This window comes from Streptomyces melanosporofaciens (assembly GCF_900105695.1).
In the GTDB taxonomy this organism is placed as follows: domain Bacteria; phylum Actinomycetota; class Actinomycetes; order Streptomycetales; family Streptomycetaceae; genus Streptomyces; species Streptomyces antimycoticus.
In genome coordinates this window covers 5,468,352-5,490,432 of the sequence record NZ_FNST01000002.1, presented here as the reverse complement: position 1 = coordinate 5,490,432, position 22,081 = coordinate 5,468,352, and the positions used below count along the sequence as shown (strand labels likewise).

At 70.7% G+C, this 22,081-nt stretch carries 17 protein-coding genes; 6 read left to right on the top strand and 11 right to left on the bottom strand.

Annotated elements, in window-relative coordinates; translation table 11 throughout:
- Window positions 1-73 precede the first annotated feature (73 nt).
- Together BLV72_RS26560 and hemE are read right to left on the bottom strand one after the other, a co-directional pair.
- Entirely contained in the window at window positions 74-1,612 is a 1,539-nt protein-coding gene (locus BLV72_RS26560; RefSeq protein WP_244320972.1) for a hypothetical protein, read from the bottom strand.
- A gap of 43 nt (window positions 1,613-1,655) precedes the next feature.
- Window positions 1,656-2,762 (bottom strand): uroporphyrinogen decarboxylase, encoded by a 1,107-nt coding sequence (gene hemE / locus BLV72_RS26555; RefSeq protein ID WP_093465338.1) that lies wholly within the window; start codon window positions 2,760-2,762, stop codon window positions 1,656-1,658.
- Window positions 2,763-2,853: 91 nt separating this feature from the next.
- Here hemE and BLV72_RS26550 point away from each other — a divergent pair, with 91 nt between their 5' ends.
- The 5 genes from BLV72_RS26550 to BLV72_RS26530 all read left to right on the top strand — a co-directional run bounded on the left by BLV72_RS26550 (window position 2,854) and on the right by BLV72_RS26530 (window position 9,487).
- On the top strand, window positions 2,854-3,582 hold the full coding sequence (locus BLV72_RS26550; RefSeq protein WP_093465337.1) for a DUF3000 domain-containing protein: 729 nt from the start codon (window positions 2,854-2,856) through the stop codon (window positions 3,580-3,582).
- 342 nt (window positions 3,583-3,924) lie between these two features.
- Window positions 3,925-4,584 carry a response regulator transcription factor gene (locus BLV72_RS26545; protein WP_014055528.1) on the top strand — a complete coding sequence of 220 codons (660 nt, stop codon included), beginning with the start codon at window positions 3,925-3,927 and terminating at the stop codon, window positions 4,582-4,584.
- A 113-nt stretch (window positions 4,585-4,697) separates the two neighbouring features.
- The gene (locus BLV72_RS26540; protein ID WP_059141715.1) at window positions 4,698-5,975 is read left to right on the top strand and encodes an HRDC domain-containing protein; all 1,278 of its coding nucleotides are present in this window, start codon (window positions 4,698-4,700) and stop codon (window positions 5,973-5,975) included.
- Between the two features lie 168 nt (window positions 5,976-6,143).
- Complete coding sequence (locus BLV72_RS26535) at window positions 6,144-7,361, top strand: thiolase family protein (protein ID WP_093465335.1); 1,218 nt, start codon at window positions 6,144-6,146, stop codon at window positions 7,359-7,361.
- Window positions 7,358-9,487, top strand: a complete 2,130-nt coding sequence (locus BLV72_RS26530; RefSeq protein WP_093465334.1) for a 3-hydroxyacyl-CoA dehydrogenase NAD-binding domain-containing protein — start codon at window positions 7,358-7,360, stop codon at window positions 9,485-9,487. Before BLV72_RS26535 ends, BLV72_RS26530 begins: the two co-directional genes overlap by 4 nt.
- Window positions 9,488-9,583: 96 nt before the next feature.
- Here BLV72_RS26530 and BLV72_RS26525 read toward each other — a convergent pair whose 3' ends face one another.
- The gene (locus tag BLV72_RS26525; RefSeq protein ID WP_244320971.1) at window positions 9,584-10,663 is read right to left on the bottom strand and encodes a PLL family lectin; all 1,080 of its coding nucleotides are present in this window, start codon (window positions 10,661-10,663) and stop codon (window positions 9,584-9,586) included.
- A gap of 36 nt (window positions 10,664-10,699) precedes the next feature.
- Between BLV72_RS26525 and BLV72_RS26520 the strand changes: the two genes are divergently transcribed.
- A complete protein-coding gene (locus BLV72_RS26520) occupies window positions 10,700-11,107 on the top strand; it encodes a PIN domain-containing protein (RefSeq protein WP_093465331.1) in 408 nt (135 codons plus the stop codon).
- Window positions 11,108-11,113: 6 nt separating this feature from the next.
- On the opposite strand, the gene BLV72_RS26515 is transcribed toward BLV72_RS26520, so the two are convergent.
- The 8 genes from BLV72_RS26515 to BLV72_RS26480 all read right to left on the bottom strand — a co-directional run bounded on the left by BLV72_RS26515 (window position 11,114) and on the right by BLV72_RS26480 (window position 22,075).
- Window positions 11,114-12,607: an amino acid permease gene (locus tag BLV72_RS26515; RefSeq protein WP_093470553.1), complete on the bottom strand. Its 1,494-nt coding sequence runs from the start codon at window positions 12,605-12,607 to the stop codon at window positions 11,114-11,116.
- Between the two features lie 273 nt (window positions 12,608-12,880).
- On the bottom strand, window positions 12,881-14,845 hold the full coding sequence (gene dxs / locus BLV72_RS26510) for a 1-deoxy-D-xylulose-5-phosphate synthase (protein WP_093465329.1): 1,965 nt from the start codon (window positions 14,843-14,845) through the stop codon (window positions 12,881-12,883).
- 170 nt (window positions 14,846-15,015) lie between these two features.
- Window positions 15,016-16,332: a sugar ABC transporter permease gene (locus BLV72_RS26505; protein WP_059141709.1), complete on the bottom strand. Its 1,317-nt coding sequence runs from the start codon at window positions 16,330-16,332 to the stop codon at window positions 15,016-15,018.
- Window positions 16,329-17,108 carry an ATP-binding cassette domain-containing protein gene (locus BLV72_RS26500; protein ID WP_079059090.1) on the bottom strand — a complete coding sequence of 260 codons (780 nt, stop codon included), beginning with the start codon at window positions 17,106-17,108 and terminating at the stop codon, window positions 16,329-16,331. The genes BLV72_RS26505 and BLV72_RS26500 overlap by 4 nt, the downstream gene beginning before the upstream one ends.
- 129 nt (window positions 17,109-17,237) lie before the next feature.
- Entirely contained in the window at window positions 17,238-18,338 is a 1,101-nt protein-coding gene (locus BLV72_RS26495) for a substrate-binding domain-containing protein (protein ID WP_093465327.1), read from the bottom strand.
- A gap of 216 nt (window positions 18,339-18,554) precedes the next feature.
- On the bottom strand, window positions 18,555-19,754 hold the full coding sequence (locus BLV72_RS26490) for an ROK family transcriptional regulator (RefSeq protein WP_093470552.1): 1,200 nt from the start codon (window positions 19,752-19,754) through the stop codon (window positions 18,555-18,557).
- A 394-nt stretch (window positions 19,755-20,148) separates the two neighbouring features.
- Window positions 20,149-21,096 (bottom strand): carbohydrate ABC transporter permease, encoded by a 948-nt coding sequence (locus BLV72_RS26485; RefSeq protein ID WP_093465326.1) that lies wholly within the window; start codon window positions 21,094-21,096, stop codon window positions 20,149-20,151.
- 61 nt (window positions 21,097-21,157) lie between these two features.
- Window positions 21,158-22,075, bottom strand: coding sequence for a carbohydrate ABC transporter permease (locus BLV72_RS26480; protein ID WP_093465324.1), 918 nt, complete (start codon window positions 22,073-22,075; stop codon window positions 21,158-21,160).
- Between the last annotated feature and the right edge of the window lie 6 nt (window positions 22,076-22,081).

Below are 22,081 nucleotides of genomic sequence, written 5' to 3'. Positions count from 1 at the left end.
GCCCCCGCCCGGGCGGCGGGTCCTGTCCAGCCGCGGTACACGCGACCACGGCCGGCCAGGACCGCTTCGTCGATCAGCCCCCGCCCTCGATAACCCGAAGCGCAAGCCGCACCCGCTGCCCCACATGCCGCGGGCAGCCCCACGCCCCGGGCTCGAAGGGCCGCTCCGGCGTGTCGTACTCCCCGGGCGCGTACAGATGGTTGAGATGGGCGCCGTAAGGGTCCTCGTGAAAGCCGAAGTGACGGCGGTCGACCAACTCGGTCAGCACGTCCCAGGGATGCGCATCCCCATGCGGGCAGGTCTCGCCCGCCGGGGCGCCCGCCGCGGCGGTCCGCACCCCGCCGAGGATCGCCCGCAGATCCCGGTGGACGGCCTCGGGCGGCGGCTCCTCGCCCGAGGTCACCGACCAGCAGGCGACCAGCAGCAGCACCAGCCGCTCGCGCGGATCGGCCGGGCCCGCCGCGAACCGCCGCGCGGCCCACAGCCCGGCGTCCTCCGCGGCCTGTCCGTCCCGGCAGCGGAAGCGCACGGCGTGGGTGAGCCGTTCGACGTCGAGCCGTCCATCCGGACGTACGAGCACCTCGTCCAGATGGGCGGTGTCCCGGAGGCCGAACAGCCGCTCCCGGCCGGTCCTCAGATGGTCCAGCGCCTCGCGGGCGATCGTGGCGAGGAAGGCCGGGCACAGCCACGCCTCCAGCGGCGCTGTCTCCAGCTCCTCCCGGTGCCAGTGGCGGTAGACGCCCCGGCCGCCGGGGCTGAGCAGATGGATGCCCACGGTGGCCTGCTCCGCGGTGTCCCGGCCGACCTCGGGGTGCTCGCCCTCGCCGTGCGCGCAGGACGCATCGCCGAGGCCGGGAAGTACCGCTTCCAGGGCGTCCACCATGGTGTCCAGGACCCGCCGGTCGCGGATCCGGCCGCTGGCGGCGTACCAGCAGGCGGCGTGCAGGACGACCACGAGCCCGGCGCGGTGATAGCCCAGCGGGTTGGCGACCAGGTTCCTGGCGTAGGCGGACAGCTCCTGACCGGGGTCGACGGCCGCGCTCGGGTAGTCCCAGACGATCGAGCGCAGATCCTCGGCGCGGCGCGCGTCGCGGGCCGGGAGCCGGGGCGGGATGCCGCCCACGCTGCCGGGGGCGATGATGTCCACGGCGACCCGCGCGTACCCGGCGATGTCGCGCGGGCACAGCCACTGCTCCTTGGTCGCGTCGTCCTCCCAGTCGGGGTCCTCGTCCTCGGCCAACCCGTTGGTGAGCAGCGGCAGATCGTCCACGAAGTGGTCGATCCGGTCATCCAGATCGCTCTCGTAAGGATGCGTCCGGTGGGCGCAGGGCAGGTCACGCAGCCGCCGGTCGGTGGCGTGGAGGGCCTCCAGGGCCGCCGCCGCGACGTCCTTACGGGAGAACCGGCCGATGTGCGCGGCCATCATGACCAGCCCGAGCGTCCAGGCGTACGCCTCCTCGCCCGCGGGATCGGCCGCCAGCCGCCTGGCACAGTCCAGGACGGCCCGGTCCGCGTCGCCGCCGTAGGTCTCGTGGAGGATGCCGTCCCAGTCGTCGACGAAATGGACACACTCTGGCGAATCTGACAGCGCGGCGGCGGGCATGTCGGTCATGCCCCTCACGACGCCACGGGAGGCACCCGGGTTCCCGCTTGGTTCAGACCTTCACAGAAGGTGCGCGCGATGCGCTCCTTGTGTGCACATACTCCACGAGACGGGTCAGCGCGTCCGGGTCGGTGCTGGGCAGCACGCCGTGGCCGAGGTTGAAGATGTGGCCCTCCAGCCCCTGGGCGGCCTCCAGCACCTCCTCCGCCTTGGCCTCGACGGCCGTACGCGGGGCGAAGAGCACGGCGGGGTCGAGATTGCCCTGGAGCGCCTTGCCGGGGCCGACCCGCCGGGCGGCCTCGTGCAACGGCACCCGCCAGTCGACGCCGACGACATCCGCGCCCGCCTCGCCGAGCAGCCCGAGCAACTCACCGGTGCCCACGCCGAAGTGGATGCGCGGCACTCCGTATCCGGCGACGGCGTCGAAGACCTTCGTGGAGGCGGGCAGCACGCTGCGGCGGTAGTCGGCGGGGGCGAGGGCGCCCACCCAGGAGTCGAAGAGCTGGACGGCCGAGGCGCCCGCCTCGATCTGGACCTTGAGGAAGGCGGCGGTGATGTCGGCGAGCCGGTCGAGCAGCGCGGCCCACAGCGCCGGGTCGCCGTACATGAGCGCCTTGGTGTGCTCGTGGTTGCGCGAGGGGCCGCCCTCGACCAGATAGCTGGCGAGCGTGAAGGGGGCGCCCGCGAAGCCGATGAGCGGGGTCGCGCCGAGCTCGCCGACGAGCGCCCCGATGGCCTCGGTGACGTACTTCACATCGTCCGGATCGAGCGGACGCAGCCGCTCCAGATCGGCGCGGGTACGGATCGGCCGCTCGACGACGGGCCCGACTCCGGGCTTGATGTCGAGGTCGATGCCGATGGCCTTGAGCGGCACGACGATGTCGCTGAAGTAGATGGCCGCGTCCACCCGGTGCCGGCGCACCGGCTGCAGGGTGATCTCGGTGACCAGGTCGGGCCGCATACAGGACTCGAGCATCGCGGTGCCCTCACGCAGCTTGCGGTACTCCGGAAGCGAGCGCCCCGCCTGCCGCATGAACCACACCGGCGTATGAGGCACCGGCTCCCGGCGGCAGGCCCGCAGAAAGGCCGAATCGGCTGTGGCACGAGCCGCGGCGCGGCCGGTCTGCTGCTGGCCCGAGGGCCGCTCATTGGCGCTCATGCCCCAAATCTTCGCACGGGCCGAACGAGTGACCCGCCAACCCGGGTGTTCCTCCCCGGTTAGGGCCCTCACTGCGCCTAGTCTTCCGGGCATGGCAGCGGTTCAAGGACACCTCTCGAACGGTGCTGACGGCCCTGACGGCACGGAAGCAGGCGGTGAGGACACCCCTCCCGCCTTCCGGCATGCCGTCGCCGCGCTGTGCGGTGTGCGGGTACGGCCCGAGGTGGAGCTCGATCCGACCCCACCCCCGCGTCGGCTCGCACCCTACTCGTACGCGCTGGAGGCGGTGGTCACCGGCGCGTCGGACGACGAGGAGCTGGCCGAGGGGCGGCTGATCCTGCTGCACGACCCGGCCGGACACGACTCCTGGCGCGGCACCTTCCGTCTGGTGACCCTGGTCCACGCGGACCTGGAGCCGGAGATCGCGGCGGATCCGCTGCTGCCGGAGGTGTGCTGGTCCTGGCTCACCGGCGCGCTGGAGGCCCGCGGTCTGCCTTACGGGGAGCCGAGCGGCACGGTCACCCGGGCGAGCTCGCACTACTTCGGCGCGATGGGCGCACGGGAGCCGTCGACCCGGATCGAGATCCGCGCCTCGTGGACCCCGGCCGCCCACCCGGCCCCCGAACCGGCCCGCCCCGGCCCACGGCGCCCGGAGCCCGCGGAAGAGGGCGCGGGCGAACCGCTGGGCGTGCCGGACACCGCGGGACATCTGGCCGCCTGGTGCGACCTTCTGTGCCAGATCGCCGGGCTGCCCCCGGCGGGGGCGGCGGAGGCGGGGGTCGTGTCGCTGCCCCAACGGCGGGGTCCTCAGGCCCGCTGATCCGTCAAGGGGCAACCAGCCAAGCCCCAAGGGCACCGAAGCGCACAAGGTGGCCCGGGTCTTCTGGCCCGGGCCACTTCCCTGCGGCAACCGAGTAAGCCGATGGGCACCGCGACGTATCCGGCTCCTTGGGCCTTCCGGCAGAGGGCACTTCCCAGCGGTAGCTGGGGGAGGCTTTTGCGCCCCGGAGGCGGACCGAGCCCTGAAAAAGTGCACCCGTGATCGATCAGTCGTCCTAATTGCCCGAATTGTTACTCACCAAATCGTGATCATTCCCTAAAGCCAGGCCGTATCGGTGCCGAAGGACGTGGTGACCCGTCCCACAACTCCCCAGGAGGCCTGGTGTCTGTTCTCCTCGAGCAACCGTCCAGCCTGGTCGCCTACCGCCCGAACAAGCCGACGGCCATGGTCGTCGTCGCCGACCCCCGCGTACGTTCCACCGTCACCCGCCATCTCTGGGCCCTCGGAGTGCGCGACGTCATCGAGGCGTCGTCCATCGCCGAGGCCCGTCCCCGCATCGGCAATCCGCGCGACATCTGCGTCGCCGATGTCCACCTTCCCGACGGCTCCGGCCTCACCCTGCTCTCCGAGACCCGCGCCGCGGGCTGGCCCAATGGGCTGGCCCTGTCCGCCGCCGATGACATCGGCGCCGTAAGGAACGCGCTGGCCGGCGGCGTCAAGGGCTATGTCGTCACCGGCACCCGCACCAACCTCGGCATCCCGGGCCGTCCCGGCACCGCCCCGCTCGGCGCCGCCGCCCGGATGCACCGCCGCCCGCCGGGCGCCCCCGGCCACCCCGGCGGCTACCGGGAGCTGTCGGGCCGCGAGGTCGAGGTGCTGAGGCTGGTTGCGGAGGGCCAGTCCAACAAGGCCATCGGCGTCTCGATGGGCCTGTCCGCCCTGACCGTCAAGAGTCACCTCGCCCGGATCGCCCGCAAGCTGGGCACCGGGGACCGGGCCGGCATGGTCGCGGTCGCACTGCGCACCGGGATCATCCACTGAGCCGTATCGACCGCCCGGCCGTCGCGCCTCTCCCCACCGCCCCCGCGCCCGTCGACGGAACGTTCCGTCGACGGGCGCCCTGCGTACTCGCCGCACACAGCTACCCTTGACAGGTGACCGACGCCCAAGAGACCGCAGCAGAGACGACACTGCGAACCACCGGGGGCGCTCCTCCGGACGACCTCCCCCCGGCGCCGGTCCCCTTGCTGGAGCCGCGCGAGGGCATCCCGCCCGTCACCGCCGACGCGGACGCGCTCGCCGAGGTCATCGCGACCTTCGCCGCGGGCCACGGCCCGGTGGCCGTCGACGCCGAGCGCGCCTCCGGCTACCGCTACGGACAGCGGGCCTATCTGGTCCAGCTGCGCCGGGCCGGAGCGGGGACCGCACTGATCGACCCCGTCGGCTGCCCCGACCTCTCGGGTCTGGGCGCCGCGATCGCCGACGCCGAATGGGTCCTGCACGCCGCGACCCAGGATCTGCCCTGTCTGCGTGACATAGGCATGATCCCCACCCGGATCTTCGACACCGAACTCGCGGGCCGGCTGGCCGGATTCGCCCGGGTGGGGCTCGGCGCCATGGTCGAGAACATCCTCGGATACGCCCTGGAGAAGGGGCACTCCGCCGTCGACTGGTCCACCCGCCCGCTGCCCGACCCCTGGCTGCACTACGCCGCGCTCGATGTCGAGCTGCTGGTCGACCTCCGCGACGCGCTGGAGGAGGAGCTGGAGCGGCAGAGCAAGCTGGAGTGGGCGCACCAGGAGTTCGCGGCCATCGCCGCGGCCCCGCCCGCCCCGCCGCGCAAGGACCCCTGGCGGCGGACGTCGGGGATGCACAAGGTCCGGCGGCGCCGGCAGATGGCCGTGGTGCGCGAGCTGTGGACGGCCCGGGACCGGATCGCCCAGCGCCGCGATGTCTCGCCGGGCAAGGTGCTGGGCGACGCGGCCATCGTCGAGGCCGCGCTGGCCCTGCCCGCGAACGTGCGGGCGCTGGCCGCGCTGAGCGGTTTCGGCCACCGGATGAACCGGCGCCAGCTTGAGCAGTGGCAGGCCGCCGTGGACCGGGCGCGGGAGCTGCCGGAGGCCGACCTCCCGCAGCCGGGCCAGCCGGTGGCCGGTCCGCCCCCGCCGCGGGCCTGGGCCGACAAGGACCCGGCCGCGGCGGCACGGCTCTCCGCGGCGCGTGCGGCCGTCACCCAACTGGCCGAAGGGCTGAATCTTCCGCAGGAGAACCTGATCGCCCCGGACACCGTCCGGCGGCTGTGCTGGGAGCCGCCCGCCGAGCCGACGACGGACGCGGTCGCTTCCGTTCTCGCAGGTCACGGTGCCCGTCCCTGGCAGATCGACCAGGTGACCCCGGTGCTCGCGGCCGCCTTGCTGGCGACCCCGGCCTGATGTGACGCGCGTGGACCGGCGGCGGTTGCCGCCGGTCCACGGCTGTGACCTTCAACCCTCCGGTCGTGAGGACTGGGCAGCTTGGTTACTCATAAGTAGCATGAGGTGGTGAGGCGCGCCCCGGGCGTGCCCGCAGCAGTGCCATCCCGCACCTGGAGGAGAGCCAACGTGCCTCGTACCGCTAGGGACGTCGTCTTCGTCGACGGCGTCCGGACCCCATTCGGCAAGGCGGGCCCGAAGGGCATTTACCATGAGACCCGCGCCGACGACATGGTCGTCAAGTGCATCCGGGAGCTGCTGCGCCGCAACCCGGATCTGCCGCCGGAGCGCATCGACGAGGTGGCCATCGCCGCGACGACGCAGATCGGCGACCAGGGCCTGACCATCGGCCGCACCGCGGGCATCCTGGCCGGGCTGCCCCAGTCGGTCCCCGGCTACGCCATCGACCGGATGTGTGCCGGTGCGATGACGGCCGTGACGACCACCGCGGGATCCATCGCCTTCGGCGCCTATGACGCCGTCATCGCGGGCGGCGTCGAGCACATGGGCCGCCACCCCATGGGCGAGGCGGTCGACCCCAACCCCCGCTTCGTCTCGGAGAAGCTGGTCGACGAGTCGGCCCTGTTCATGGGCATGACGGCGGAGAACCTGCACGACCGGCTGCCGCACATCACCAAGGCGCGCGCCGACGAGTTCGCGGTGCGCAGCCAGGAGAAGGCCGCCAAGGCGTACGCCAACGGCAAGATCCAGCAGGACCTGGTGCCGGTCTCGGTGCGCCGCACCTCCCCCGAGGGCGGCGAGCTGGGCTGGGGCCTGGCGACCGCCGACGAGCCGATGCGCCCGGGCACCACGCTGGAGGGCCTGGCCTCGCTGAAGACCCCCTTCCGCCCGCACGGCCGGATCACCGCCGGTAACTCCGCGGGGCTCAACGACGGCGCCACCGCCTCGCTGGTCGCCTCCGAGGACTTCGCCCGGGAGCTGGGCCTGCCGGTGCGGATGCGCCTGGTCTCCTTCGCCTTCGCGGGCGTCGAGCCCGAGGTGATGGGCTACGGCCCGGTCCCGGCGACCAAGAAGGCGCTCGCCAAGGCCGGTCTGTCGATCGAGGACATCGGCCTGTTCGAGATCAACGAGGCGTTCGCCGTCCAGGTCCTGTCGTTCCTGGACCACTACGGCATCGCGGACGACGATGAGCGCGTCAACCAGTACGGCGGCGCCATCGCCTTCGGCCATCCGCTGGCCTCCTCCGGTGTCCGGCTGATGACGCAGCTGGCGCGGCAGTTCGAGGAGCAGCCGGAGGTCCGCTACGGCATCACCACGATGTGCATCGGCTTCGGCATGGGTGGCACCGTGATCTGGGAGAACCCGCACTTCGAGGGGAACAAGTGACCAACACCGCAGAGCTTCTCAAGGGGGCGGCAGAGCTGTTCCCGGGCGAGGTCGTGACGCAGGCGCACGTCCGCCACCTCGATCTCCCCCTGGGCGCGGGCCGCTTCGCGCTCATCACGCTGGACAACGGCCTGGACCACACCAAGCCCACCACCTTCGGCCCGGCCTCGCTCGCCCACCTCAACACGGCGATCGACCAGGTCGAGAAGGAGGCGGCGGACGGCACGATCACCGGTGTGGGCATCACCGGCAAGCCGTTCATCTTCGCCGTGGGCGCCGACCTCAAGGGCGTGGAGCTGCTGAAGCGCCATGAGGACGCGCTGGCCATCGGCAAGGGCGGCCATGACGTCTTCAAGCGGCTCTCCGCGCTCGCCGTGCCCACCTTCGCGTACTACAACGGCGCGGCGATGGGCGGCGGGGTCGAGGTCGGGCTGCACTGTTCCTACCGCACCGTCTCCGCGGCGCTGCCGGCCTTCTCGCTGCCCGAGGTGTTCCTGGGCCTGGTCCCCGGCTGGGGCGGCTGCACCCTGCTGCCGAACCTGATCGGCGCCGACCGCGCGGTCTCGGTCATCATCGAGAACTCGCTCAACCAGAACAAGCAGCTCAAGGGCGAGCAGGTCTATGACCTCGGGATCGCGGACGCGATCTTCGAGGGCGCGGACTTCCTGGAGCAGTCGCTGATCTGGACCGCCTCCGTCCTCAAGGGCGAGATCGAGGTCGTACGGCCGGAGATCGACCGCGGCGACGCCTGGCACGAGGCCGTGGTGCGCGGCCGCGCCATCGCCGACGGCAAGGTGCACGGGGCGGCCCCGGCCGCCTACCGCGCGCTGGAGATCATCGACGCCGCGCGCAACGGTGACCTCGCCCGTGGCTACGAGGCCGAGGAGAAGGCGCTCGCCGACCTGATCATGGGCAGCGAGCTGCGCAGCGGCATCTACGCCTTCAACCTGGTGCAGAAGCGCGGCAAGCGCCCGGCCGGCGCCCCGGACAAGTCGCTGGCGCGCCCGGTCTCCAAGGTGGGCGTCGTGGGCGCGGGTCTGATGGCCTCGCAGCTTGCGCTGCTGTTCGTGCGGCGGCTGGAGGTGCCGGTCGTCCTGACCGACATCGACCAGGAGCGGGTCGACAAGGGCGTGGGCTATGTCCACGGCGAGATCGACAAGCTGCTGCTCAAGGGCCGGATCAACCAGGACAAGGCCAATCGCCTCAAGGCCGCGGTGACCGGTTCGCTGGACAAGGCCGCCGCCTTCGGCGACGCGGACTTCGTCATCGAGGCCGTCTTCGAGGAGATGGGCGTCAAGCAGAAGGTGTTCGCCGAGGTCGAGGCGGTCGTGCCGGAGCACGCCATCCTCGCCACCAACACCTCCTCGCTGTCGGTGTCCGAGATGGCGTCCCAGCTCAAGCACCCCGAGCGGGTCGTGGGCTTCCACTTCTTCAACCCGGTCGCGATCCTGCCGCTGCTGGAGATCGTCCGCGGTGAGAAGACCGACGACGCGGCGCTGGCCACCGCCTTCGGCGTGGCCAAGAAGCTGAAGAAGACCGCCGTCCTGGTCAAGGACGCCCCGGCGTTCGTGGTCAACCGGATCCTGACCCGCTTCATGGGCGAGATCCAGAACGTCATCGACGAGGGCACCCCGGTCGACGCCGCCGAGCGCGCCATCGAGCCGCTGGGCCTGCCGATGTCCCCGCTGGTGCTGCTGGAGCTGGTCGGCCCGGCGATCGGTCTGCACGTCTCCGAGACGCTGCACGGGGCGTTCCCGGACCGCTTCACGGTCTCGGAGAACCTCCGGCGCGTGGTCGAGGCGGGCAAGCGCGGCTTCTACGTCCACGACTCCGGTAAGCCGGAGCTGGACCCGGAGGTCGCCGCGCTGCTCCAGCAGGGCGACACCGTCCTCACCGAGGAGCAGGTGCGCACCCGGGTGCTGGACGCCGTCGCGCAGGAGATCGGCCTGATGCTCGAGGAGGGCATCGTCGCCGAGGCGCAGGACATCGACCTGTGCCTGATCACCGGTGCGGGCTGGCCCTTCCACCTGGGCGGCATCACGCCGTACCTGGACCGCGAGGGCGTCTCGGAGCGGGTGAACGGGAAGGCGTTCCTGGCCCCGGGCGTGGCGAGCGTCCCGGCGTAACGCGACAGGGTCCGGCCGAGCGCCGGGCGGGCCGAGGAATCGGTCCCGCCCGGCGCTCGCGCCGTTTCCGGCCCTTCAGCGGGGCCCGCGGGCCGCTCAGCCGCTTCCCACGCGGCTCCAGGCCCTCAGGGCCAGCCCGGCCTCGTCGGTCTTCTGACGGGCCACCAGGAGCCGTCCGTCCAGTCCCAGCGCGGCCAGCACCACCCGGCCCTGGCCGTCCAGCGCCAGTGCCGGGGTGTGGGCGCCCTGCTCGCCCGAGGGCGTCCACCACACCCCCGCCGCCTCGTCCTCGCTGGGGTGGGCGGCGACCGCCAGCCGCCCGCCGTCCTGGTGGACCAGGACGGTGCAGTCATGACCGTCCACCACGGCGCGCACCGCGGCGACCGGGCCGGTGCCCGTCGACCCGCCCAGCGGCGCGGGGGCCGGGGCGTCCGGCCGCCAGGCCATAAGCTCACCGCTGCCGGCGTCGCGCCAGTAGTGGGTGAGGGTGCCGGGGCTGGTCTCCACCACGACCGCCGAATCCGGCCGGGCGTCGGCGGGGACGTCCTCGCCCCGCTTCGGGGCGGCGCCGGGCTTGGGCTGGTACCAGCGCAGCGCGGCGCCCTTACCGGCCGGTGCGAGCAGTTCGAGCCGGCCGTCGGCGGTCGCGGCCGCCGACAGGCCGCCCAGCACGTGGGTGCCCTTCCAGTCGGTCCAGCGCTCCCAGGTGCCCTTGGGGTCCTGCCGCCGCGCGCTCACCCCGCCCCCGGCGTTGCGGACGAAGACGCGCAGGGCGCCGGAGGAGTCCACCGCCATGGCGGGCGAGCCGGTCCGCTCGGCCTTACGGGCGTCTTTTGGATGCGGGTTGCCCAGCGAGTGCCACGCCGTCAGCGGGCGGCCGGTCTGGAACTGGGTGGCGTGGACGACGTCCACGCGCGCCGGCTCGCCCGCGCCGCCCGGGCGGCGCCGAAGCCCCACCAGATGCGCGTACCCCTCCGCGCTCTGAGCGACGGTCAGGCTGACCAGGCCGGGGGCCTCGATCAGCCAGGGGCCCGTCCACCCCGGCCCTCCGGGCCGGTCTTCCGTCCAGCGCGCCACACCGCCTGCCACCAGTGCATAGGCTGTGAGCCTGTCGTCCTTGCCGCGGAGCAACCGCAACGCCATGGCCCGCTGCCAACCTTCCCCGAGCTGGTCCACCTGATCGAACGATGTCCATAGTAATTTGCCTGGACTATGGATGGACTTGTGGTCGTCGATGCCGCCAACGTGATCGGTTCGGTCCCCGACGGCTGGTGGCGTGACCGCCGCGGCGCCGCCGAGCGGCTCCGCGACCGGCTGGCCGTCCTGGCCGGGACCGGGCTCCCCGACCGCCCGGGGGTGCCCGGCTGGGCCACCCGCCCTCCGGTGGACATCGTGATGGTGGTCGAGGGCGCCGCGCGGGGCATCGAGCCGGTGGAGGGCGTACGGGTGGAGAGCGCGCCGGGCAGCGGCGACGACCACATCGTGCGGGTGGTGGCGGCCCGCGAGGAGGGCCGCCCCTGCTTGGTGGTGACGGCGGACCAGGAGCTGCGGGCGCGGGTCACCGCGCTGGGCGCACAGGTGACGGGCCCCCGGTCGGTCCGCCCTGACCGCTCGTCCTAGGCCGGGTCAGACAGCTCCTCGCGGGCCCTGCTCCGTACGCGTCCCCACCTCGGTCACCCGGCTGTGGCGGCGCCCGTACAGGAAGTAGACGATGAAGCCGATGGCCATCCACACCGCGAACCGCAGCCAGGTCTCGGCGGGCAGATTGAGCATCAGCCACAGCGAGGCGGCCACCGACACGATCGGCAGCACCGGCACCCAGGGCGTACGGAAGGCGCGGGGCAGATCGGGCCGGGTGCCGCGGAGGATCAGCACGCCGAGCGCGACCACGGCGAAGGCGAAGAGGGTGCCGATGTTCACCAGGGCCGCCAGCTGGGAGATGCTGGTGAACCCGGCGACGACGGCGATGAGCGTGCCGAGCAGGATCGTCGAGCGGTAGGGCGTGCCGAAGCGCGGGTGCACCCGGGAGAAGACCCTGGGCAGCAGCCCGTCCCGGCTCATGGCGAAGAACACCCGGCTCTGGCCGAGCAGCAGGATCATGCACACGGTGGTGAGCCCGACCGCGGCGCCGAAGCTGATGACGCCCGCGTAGAAGGGGTGTCCGGTGGCCTTGAAGGCGTCGGCGAGCGGGGCGTCCACCGTCAGCCGGGTGTACTTCTGCATCCCGGTGACCACGATCGACACGGCGACGTAGAGCACGGTGCAGATGAGGAGCGAGCCGAGGATGCCCCGGGGCATGTCCCGTTGGGGGTTTCTGGTCTCCTCCGCCGCGGTCGCCACCACATCGAAGCCGATGAAGGCGAAGAAGACCACGGCGGCGGCGGTGAAGATGCCTTCGACGCCGAAGGTCGTCGGCTCGTAGCCGAACATCAGCTGGATCAGCGGGGCGGTGAGTCCCGAGCCCGAGATCGTGCCCTTGGGCTCGGGGACGAAGGGACGGTAGTTGGCCGGGTCGATGAAGAAGGAGCCCGCGATGATGACCAGCAGCACCACCGTCACCTTCACCCCGACCACCACCGAGGTGACCCGCGCCGACAGCTTCATCCCGAGGACCAGGATCACGGTGAGCGCCAGCACCAGCGCGGCGGCGAGTACGTCGAAGGAGAAGCCGTGCGCCGCGTCGGGCCCGGACAGGGCGGCGGGCAGTTCCCAGCCCCCGTTGGCCAGCAGCGAGCGGATGTAGCCGGCCCAGCCGACCGCGACCACGGCGGTGCCGAGCGCGAACTCCAGCACCAGGTCCCAGCCGATGGTCCAGGCGGGCAGCTCGCCCAGCGAGGCGTACGAGAAGGTGTACGCGGACCCGGCCACCGGCACGGTCGAGGCGAACTCGGCGTAGCAGAGCGCGGCCAGGGCGCAGACGATGCCCGCGACGACGAAGGCGAGGGCGGTCGCGGGGCCCGCCTGTTCCTTGGCGACGGCCCCGGTGAGGACGAAGATGCCGGTCCCGATGATCACGCCGACGCCGAAGACGGTGAGGTCCAGGGCGGACAGCGACCGGGTCAGGGCGTGCTCGGGCTCCTCGGTGTCCTTGATGGACTGTTCGATCGACTTCGTCCGCAGATAGTCCGGACGAGCCTTACGGCTGCCATCGCCATCAGTGCCGCCGCCGGAGCGGCCTTCGGGTTCCCGCTCGCTCACCGATGCCACCTCCACGCCTGCCCGTGCCCCGTGGCCGCCCATGGTTCTGCCAACCGGGCGGGAGGGAGGTGCGCACACCCGAAGCCCCGGCCGATTCACCCGATGGGGGCGGGCCCGGGGGACGCGCGCTGGGCCGGTCGGAGCAGGAAGCTCCGACCGGCCCAGGCGGCGGAAAGGGGGCGGCGGCCCGGTGGCTCAGTCGCGCACCGGCTCGGCCGTCGTCGACCGGGTCACATCGGCACTCCGGGAGCCCGCGTCCGCGGACTCGCTCCCGTAGCGGCCACCGATCCTGGAGACCAGCCCGGTGACCTGCCGGGCGATGTCCGGTGCGGTCAGCCCGATCTCCGCCATGACCTCCTTACGGGAGGCATGGTCGAGGAAGCGCGGCGGGATGCCGAAGTCGCGCACCGGCATGTCGACGCCGGAGTCGCGCAGCGCCTGGGCCACGGCGGAGCCCACACCGCCGACCCGGCTGTTGTCCTCGACGGTGACGACGACGCGGTGGCGCTCGGCGAGGGCGGGCAGCTCCTCGTCGACCGGCTTGACCCAGCGGGGGTCGACCACCGTAGCGGAAATGCCCTGTTTGTCGAGAAGGTCGGCGACCTCCAGACACATCGGGGCCAGCGCGCCCACCGAGACCAGCAGCACATCGGGCCGCTCACGGTCGGCCGCCGCGGGCTCCCGCAGCACGTCCATGCCGCCGATCCTGCCGACGGCCGCGACCGCCGGGCCCACCGCGCCCTTGGAGTAGCGCACCACGGTCGGCGCGTCCTCCACCTGAACGGCCTCGCGAAGCTGGGCGCGGACCTGGTCGGCGTCGCGCGGGGCGGCGATCCGCAGACCCGGGACGACCTGCAGCAGCGACATGTCCCACATGCCGTTGTGCGAGGCCCCGTCGGTGCCGGTGATACCGGCGCGGTCCAGCACGAAGGTCACCCCGCACTTGTGCAGGGCCACATCCATCAGGACCTGGTCGAAGGCGCGGTTGAGGAAGGTGGCGTAGACGGCGAAGACCGGGTGGAGCCCGCCGGTGGCGAGCCCGGCCGCCGAGACGGCCGCGTGCTGCTCGGCGATGCCCACGTCGTAGACCCGCTCCGGGAAGCGCTTGGCGAACTCGGTGAGCCCCACCGGGTGCAGCATGGCCGCCGTGATCGCGACGATGTCCTCGCGCTCCTCGCCGAGCTTGACCATCTCCTCGCCGAAGACCGAGGTCCAGTCGGCGCCGGAGGCCGAGATCGGCAGCCCGGTGTCCGGGTGGATCTTGCCGACGGCGTGGAAGCGGTCCGCCTCGTCCTGGAGGGCGGGCTGGTAGCCGCGGCCCTTCTCGGTGAGGCAGTGCACGATGACCGGGCCGCCGAAACGCTTCGCCCGCTGCAGGGCCGACTCCAGCGCCTCGATGTCATGGCCGTTGATCGGGCCGACGTACTTCAGCCCCAGATCCTCGAACATGCCCTGCGGGGTGATGAAGTCCTTCAGCCCCTTCTTGGCCCCGTGCAGCGTCTCGTACAGCGGCCTGCCGACGACCGGGGTGCGCTCCAGCAGGTCCTTGCCGCGGGCCAGGAAGCGCTCATAGCCGTCGGTGGTGCGGAGGGTGGCGAGGTGGTTGGCCAGGCCGCCGATGGTCGGGCCGTAGGAACGCTCGTTGTCGTTGACGACGATGACCAGCGGGCGGTTCTTGGCGGCGGCGATGTTGTTGAGCGCCTCCCAGGCCATACCGCCGGTCAGCGCGCCGTCGCCGATCACGGCGACCACGTGGTCCTGCTTGCCGAGCAGCTCATTGGCCTTGGCGAGGCCCTCGGCCCAGCCGAGGACGGTCGAGGCGTGGCTGTTCTCGATGACGTCGTGCTCGGACTCGGACCGCGAGGGATAACCGGACAAACCACCCTTGCTCTTGAGCTTGGAGAAGTCCTGGCGGCCGGTGAGCAGCTTGTGGACGTAGGACTGGTGCCCGGTGTCCAGCAGCACCTTGTCCCGGGGCGACTCGAAGACCCGGTGCAGGGCGATGGTCAGCTCCACCACGCCGAGATTGGGGCCGAGATGGCCACCGGTCTTGGAGACGGCGTCGACGAGGAAGGAGCGGATCTCCGCGGCCAGCTGGTCCAGCTCCTCCGGAGTGAGCCGGTCCAGATCGCGCGGTCCCGTGATGCGGGTCAGCAGCACCCGTGCCTCCTTGCTTCGAGCGTCTCCATGGAGCTTGCCGGTCCGCCCGAGTCTAATGTTCCGCCCTCCGGCGCAGACCTCCCCCATGCGATGTCCGTCACGCGTGTTCTTTTCAGACAGCTGCCCGGCGCCTCCGAGGAGGCACCGGGCAGCCGGGTGGGACGTGCGGGTCAGCCGCGACCCGCGGACCGTTGTGTCCTGCGCGACACCGAGTCGATGACGACGGCGGCCAGCAGCACGCCACCGGTGATCATGTACTGGACGGAGTTCGCGACGCCCAGCAGGTTCATCCCCGACGAGATCGAGCCGATGACCAGCATGCCGAGCAGCGCCGACCAGACCGAGCCCCGGCCACCGAAGAGGCTGGTGCCACCGATGACCGCGGCCGCGATGGCCTCCATCAGCAGGTTGCCGGTGCCGGCCTGCTGACTGGCGGAGCCGATCCGGGAGGCGATCATGATGCCGCCGAAGGCGGCCATCAGCCCGGCCAGCGAGTAGACCGAGATCCGGATGGCGACGACGTTGATGCCCGCACGGCGGGCCGCCTCGACGCTGCCGCCCAGGGCGATCACCTTGCGGCCGTAGGCGGTGCGCCGGACCACGAAGTCGAGGATCACCAGGACCGCCACGAAGATCACCAGGGCCAGGGGCAGGCCCTTGTACTCGTTCAGCCGCCAGGCCGCGGTGAAGGCGATCAACGCGAGCACGCCGGTGCGGACCAGGATCTCGCTCAGCGGCCGCGAGGGCACGCCGACCGCCTTACGGCGCCTGCTGTCCAGGAACTGGGCGAGGAAGAAGCCCGCCGTCGCCAGCGCGGCCACCCCGTACGCGGCGATGAGCTGGCTGAAGTAGTGGGCGGTGAGATCCCGCACGAAGCTGTCGTCCGCGATGCTGATGGTGCCGGTGGTGCCGAGCACCTGGAGCATCAGACCGTTCCAGGCCAGCAGACCGGCCAGGGTCACCACGAAGGCCGGGACGCCTATCTTGGCGAAGAAGAAGCCGTGCAGCGCGCCGAGCACCGCGCCGCTGGCGAGCGCGGCGAGCACCGCGATCCCCTCGGGCACGCCCTCGTTGACGTTGAGCACCGCCAACGTGGCCGCGGCCAGACCGCTGAGCGAGCCGACGGACAGGTCGATCTCACCGAGCAGCAGCACGAAGACGATCCCGACCGAGATCATGCCGGTGCCGCCGAGCAGGATCGAGAGGTCGGAGAGGTTCTTGGGCGAGAGGAAGGCGCTGTCCTTCCACTGGAAGACCGCCCAGATGATGGCGATGCCGACGATGACCGGGACCGCGCCCAGATCGCCGCTGCGCATCTTCCGGCCGAACTCCGTCAGATAGCCCTTGAACCCCTCCTGACGGACCAGCAGCCGGGGGTCGACGACGGTGACCGCGTCCTTGGCCACGGGGTTGACGTCGGCCGGGCCGCTCGCCTTGTTGCCGCCGTTCGACGGGCCGCCGTTGGTCTTGTCGACGTTCGTGGTCACTTCGCGACCTCCCCGCTACGCGCCTTGCGGCGGGTCACGGCGTTGTCCGTGGCGCCGGTGATGGCGGAAATGATCTCTTCCTGAGAGGTGGTCTTCACATCGAAGATGCCGTTGTTACGGCCCAGCCGCAGCACCGCGACGCGGTCCGCGACGGCCTTGACGTCGGCCATGTTGTGGCTGATGAGAATGACGGCCAGGCCGCGGTCGCGCAGCCGCTCGACCAGGTCGAGGACCTGCGCGGTCTGCTCGACACCGAGGGCGGCGGTCGGCTCGTCCAGGATCACCAGCTTGGGCTCGCCGAGCATCGAACGGGCGATGGCGACGGTCTGCCGCTGGCCACCCGAGAGCGAGGCGATCGGGATCCGCACACTGGGGATGCGGATCGACAGGGTCTGCAGCAACTCGCGGGAGCGCCGCTCCATCTCGACCTCGTCGAGCACCCCGGCGCGCAGGATCTCGCGGCCGAGGAAGAGGTTGCCGACGACGTCGATGTTGTCGCAGAGGGCGAGGTCCTGGTACACCGTCGCGATGCCCAGCCCCTGGGCGTCGTGCGGCCGGGTGACCTGGACGGACTTGCCCTGCCACTCGATGACGCCTTCGTCGGCGGGGCCGACTCCGGCGATGGTCTTGACGAGGGTCGACTTGCCTGCGCCGTTGTCGCCCACCAGGGCGACGACTTCACCGGCGTGGACCTCCAGATCGATGTCGGTGAGCGCCTGGACGGCGCCGAACCGCTTGGAGATCCCGCGCAACGCCAACACGGGTCCGTTCGGCACGATGGCCAGCTCCGTTCCGGGCAGGGAGATCCCTGCTGTGTGACGGAGGGGAGAGCGCGCTCTCCCCTCGGTTGGGGGGTGTGTCAGGGGCGGGCGGGCCGTCCGCGAGGGACGGACGGCCCCGCGCCGCTACTTCAGACCGGCCTCGTCGCACGCCGCCTTGTACTTGGCGGTGCAGATCTGGGCGACCGTGTAGTTCCCGTCCTTGACGACGGTGTCCTTGATGTTCTTCTTGGTCAGCGAGATCGGGGTGATCAGCGTGGCCGGGATGTCCTTGGTGGTCGGGCTGTCGACCGTGTTGGACTCGTTGACCTTCTCGCCGCGGCCGAGCGCGATGGCCATCTCCGCGGCGGCGGCGGCCTCGTCCAGGTAGGACTTGTAGACGCTCATGTACTGCTCGCCGGTGACGACCCGGCGCACACCCTCGAGTTCGGCGTCCTGGCCGGTGACCGGGGGCAGCGGGTTGAAGCCGCCGCTCTTGAGCGCGGTGATCGCGCCGCCCGCCATGCTGTCGTTGGCCGAGTAGACGCCGATGATGTTCTTCTTGCCGAGCGAGGAGATGGCGCCCGTCATGGCCTCGTTGGCCTTGTCCGCGAGCCAGCGGTCGATGTCGTACGACTTGCCGACGTTCACCTTGCCCTTGAGGACGGACATCGCGCCCTTCTTGAACAGGGCGGCGTTGGGGTCGGCCTCCCAGCCGTTGAGCATGACGACCTTGCCGCTCTTGGCCTTGTCGCCCAGCGCCTCGAGCAGCGCCTGGCCCTGGACCTTGCCGACCGTCTCGTTGTCGAACGAGGTGTACGCGGAGACCGGGCCCTCGGCCAGCCGGTCGTAGGCGACGACCGGGATACCGTCCTCGTCGGCCTTCTTGACCGAGCTGGCGATGGACTTGGAGTCCACCGAGTCGAGGATGATCGCGTCGACCTTCTTGGTGATCATCGAGTCGACCTGCTGCTGCTGAACCGACGTATCCGACTTGGCGTTGACGTAAAGGATCTTGCAGTCCGCGCAGAGCGCCTTGATCTTCTTGGTGATGTACGGCCGGTCGAAGTTCTCGTATCTGGCCGTCTGGTCCTCGGGCAGCAAGAGCCCGATCGTGAGCGGACCGGTCTTCTTCTTCTGATCCTTCTTGTCGCTGTCGGCCTCCTTCGCCGAACCACAAGCGGCGAGGGCTACGGTCATCGACACGACAGAAGCAGCAAGAGCGACGCGACGCATCGTTGCGTTCATTTGGGGGTGACCTCCCTGACGAGGCCGCGTCATTGCGGCCGAGGTGGCTGGAAGTCAACTCGGCCGCCCGCATGGCGTCAAGAAGTAAATCCTTAACGAGATGGCAACGGTGCCATTCGTTATCTGAGTGAACGCAGCCGGACAGGCCGGATAGACGGAGCGTGACCGGACAAAGCCGCTCAGGCAAGACCGGAGCCAACGGCCGCGATCCGGCGGTCAGGTGAGGGCCGGAGCCCCCGCCGAGAGCGCACCGTCCAGCAGCGTCGAATCTCCCATCTCGCTGAGCACCAGCGCCAGGGCGCCCAGCACCTCGGCCCGGCCGCCGAGCGCCCCGGGCATCACCGACAGCTGATGGGCCGCGCTGGGGATCGCGTACCGCGCGACCGACTCCCGGATCGGGCCCAGCACCAGCTCCCCCGCCTCGGCGAGCTGACCGCCCAGCACCATCCGGCTCGGATTGATCAGATTGCAGAGGTTGGCCACCCCGCTGCCGATGTGCCGGCCGACGTCCCCGATCACCCGCCGGCAGCCGGGGTCGCCCTCGCGGGCCAGCTGCACCATGCGCTCCACGGTGAGGTCCGCGCCATGGCTGGATTGCAGCAGCGGCAGCACATAGCGGGCCGCGGTGAAGGTCTCCAGACAGCCGCGGTTGCCGCAGCGGCACACCGGGCCCGACTCGTCGAGGGTGATATGGCCGATCTCGCCCGCCGTACCGCCGGGGCCGCGGTAGATCTTCCCGCTGATCACCAGCCCCGCGCCGACACCGTCGGCGACCTTGATGTACGCGAGGTCGGCGACCCCGCGGCCGGAGCCCCAGACCAGCTCGCCGAGGGCGCCGAGGTTGGCGTCGTTGTCCACGTGCACCGGCACCCCGAGCCGCTGGGCCAGGTCATCGCGCGGATTGGTGCCCGCCCAGCCCGGCAGGATCGCGGTCGAGCCCAGCGTGCCGGTCTCCACATCGATCGGCGCGGGCACCCCGAGGCCGACGCCGACCACCTTGTCCTGGCTGAGTCCGCTGGCCGTGATCAGCCTGCTGACCAGCTGCTCCGCCCGGTCCAGGCCCTGTGAGGAGGAGGCGTCCACATCCAGCGGCTCGGCCTCCTCGGCCAGTACCTGATGGGCGAGGTTGCCGATGGCGACGCGCAGATGCGTATGGCCGAAATCCACCCCTACGACGATGCCCGCGTCGCCGCTGAGCGAGACGCTGCGCGCCCGGCGGCCGCCCGCCGAGGTGGGGGTGACCTCGACCGTTCCGCCGTCCTTGAGCTCACGCACGATGTTGGAGACGGTGGCGGCGGACAGCCCGGTGGACCGGGCGATCTCCGCCTGGGTCAGCGAGCCCGCCATCCGCACCGCACGGACCACCCGCTCGAGATTGGCCCGGTGCAGCGACGACTGCGATCCCGGAGTCTCCACGCCCATCCACTCCCGCCTTCGCGGGCGGCACGACGGCCGCTCCGCCGGCCGGGCCGCAGCAGTGAGGCCCAGCGGTGTCTCCAACATGTGAACTCTAAGCTGAGCCGCCACGGTTGTCCCACGTCAAGTCCCTGACCGTCCCGGGACGCCCGGCGGCACCTTCTGATATCTCCGGTCCACCTCCTGATATCTCCCGCCCGCCTCCGGATGGCTCCCGGGCACCTCCGGATACCTCCCGCCCGTCTCCCGACGGGTCCGCGGCAGCGTGGCGATATCCCGCCAGCGTACGACCGGCGCGGCGGAACAAAATCCCCGGGGCGGCCCACAGCACACGGCCCCGTCCTTTCCGCGCGACGGAAAGGACGGGGCCGTGAAAAGCGCTCTCCGGCTGCCCCTATTTGAGCGCGCCCGCGGTCAGGCCCGCCTGGACCTGCCGCTGGAAGAGGATGTAGACGCCCAGCACCGGAAGCATCGCCAGCACCAGACCGGCGAAAAGCGCGGACCAGTCGCCCTTGTACTGCTGGCTGGCCGCGAGCTGCACAAGCCCCTGGGTGAGCACCCGTTTGTCCTCATCGGTGTTGAGCACCGTGGGCAGCATGTACTGGTTCCACTGGCCGAGGAAGTTGAAGATCCCGACGCTGATCAGGCCGGGCTTCGCCATCGGCAGCATGACCTGGAAGAACGTACGGGTATGGGAGGCCCCGTCGATCAGGGCCGCCTCCGCGACCGAGGACGGCAGCGTCTTGAAGAACGAGGTGAGGAAGAAGACCGTGAACGGCAGCGAATAGGCGATATAGACCAGAATGAGCCCATGGAAGGTGTTGAGCAGGCTCATGTTCTTCATCACGAAGAACAGCGGCACCAGCGCCAGGATGATGGGAAAGCTCATCCCGCCGACGAACATGAAATAGATGAATCGCTTTCCCGGGAATTCAAAGCGAGCCAGGATGTATGCCGCCATCGAGCCGAGCAGCATCGTGCCGATCAGGGAGCAGCCCACGACCAGGATCGTATTGAGGAAGAAGTCGCCGATGTTCGACTTGCTCCAGGCCCGGGTCCAGTTGTCGAAGTGCAGGGCGGAGGGGAGTCCCCAGGGCGAGGTGAAGATCTGCTTGTCGGTCTTGAGGGAGCTCATCACCGCCCACAGCAGGGGCAGGGTGACGAGCAGCCCCCAGACCACCAGGATGCCGTGCGAGAAGACGTTGAGGACCTTGCCCTCGCTGCCGAGCCGGCCCTCGGGGGTGAAGCCCGGCGGCGGCTGCTTGCGGACGGGCCCGGCGGGCGGCGCCTCGTCCTCCTTGGTGACGCCCGGGAGTTCCGAGGGCTCTGCGTGCGAGGTCACTGTGGTACCCCCAGATCGGCGGTCGGGCGGCGGTGGCCGGGTGCGGTCGGTGTGATCGGCATCAGTACTCCAGCCGCTCGCGCCGGCCGAGCCTGGTCACGATGACCGCGAAGATCAGGGTGACGATGAGCATCGCGACGCCGATCGTGGTGGCCCGTCCGGCCTGCCCGTCGTGGAAGGTCTTGGTGTAGACGTAGTAGCCCATGACCTGTGTGGAGTCGGCGGGGCCGCCCGGCCCCACGGTCATGATCTGCACCACGGCGAACGCGTCGAGCGCGATGATGCCCATATAGATCCAGCCGGTCTGGACCGTGTCCCACAGCAGCGGCAGGGTGATCTTGAAGAAGGTCTTGATCCGGTTGGCCCCGTCGAGCAGCGCCGCCTCGTAGAAGTCCTTCGGGATGGAGCTCATCCCGGCGGAGAAGAGGACGACGTAGAAGCCGACGTTGCTCCAGACCATCACCGCCATCAGGCACCACAGCGCCAGCTTCGGATCGGACAGCCAGCCCTGCTGGAGCGAATCCAGGCCGATTCCGCCGAGGAAGGCGTTGATCGCGCCGTTGCGCGGGTTGTAGGTGAACTGGAACAGCAGGGCGACGATCGCGATCGACAGCACCTGCGGAAAGAAGTAGATCACCTTGTACAGGCTCGACCCGCGCACCCCGGAGATCGCCGAGTTCTTCCTCCCCCGGCCGCCCACATTGAGCATGAAGGCGAAGAAGAGCCCGAGGCCGAGCGTCACCAGCGGCACCACCAGCAGCAGCACGACATTGTGCCCGACCGCTTTCCAGAAGAGGTCGTCGTGCAGCAGCCAGTTGTAGTTCTTGAACCCGACCATCTTGAAGTCGGAGCTCAGCCCGGTCCAGTCCGTGAAGGAGTAGTAGATGGCCTGGACGAATGGCGAGATCACGAAGACCGCGTAAAGGATCACCGGCAGGGCCAGGAACCCCGCGATGAACCGGTACTTCCCATGCTGCATTTCTAC

Excerpts from the sequence above, each read along its gene's own strand:
- BLV72_RS26560 (WP_244320972.1), bottom strand. The coding sequence starts at position 1,612 with ATGACCGACATGCCCGCCGCCGCGCTGTCAGATTCGCCAGAGTGTGTC.
- hemE (WP_093465338.1), bottom strand. The coding sequence starts at position 2,762 with ATGAGCGCCAATGAGCGGCCCTCGGGCCAGCAGCAGACCGGCCGCGCC.
- BLV72_RS26550 (WP_093465337.1), top strand. The coding sequence starts at position 2,854 with ATGGCAGCGGTTCAAGGACACCTCTCGAACGGTGCTGACGGCCCTGAC.
- BLV72_RS26520 (WP_093465331.1), top strand. The coding sequence starts at position 10,700 with ATGGATGGACTTGTGGTCGTCGATGCCGCCAACGTGATCGGTTCGGTC.
- BLV72_RS26495 (WP_093465327.1), bottom strand. The coding sequence starts at position 18,338 with ATGAACGCAACGATGCGTCGCGTCGCTCTTGCTGCTTCTGTCGTGTCG.
- BLV72_RS26480 (WP_093465324.1), bottom strand. The coding sequence starts at position 22,075 with ATGCAGCATGGGAAGTACCGGTTCATCGCGGGGTTCCTGGCCCTGCCG.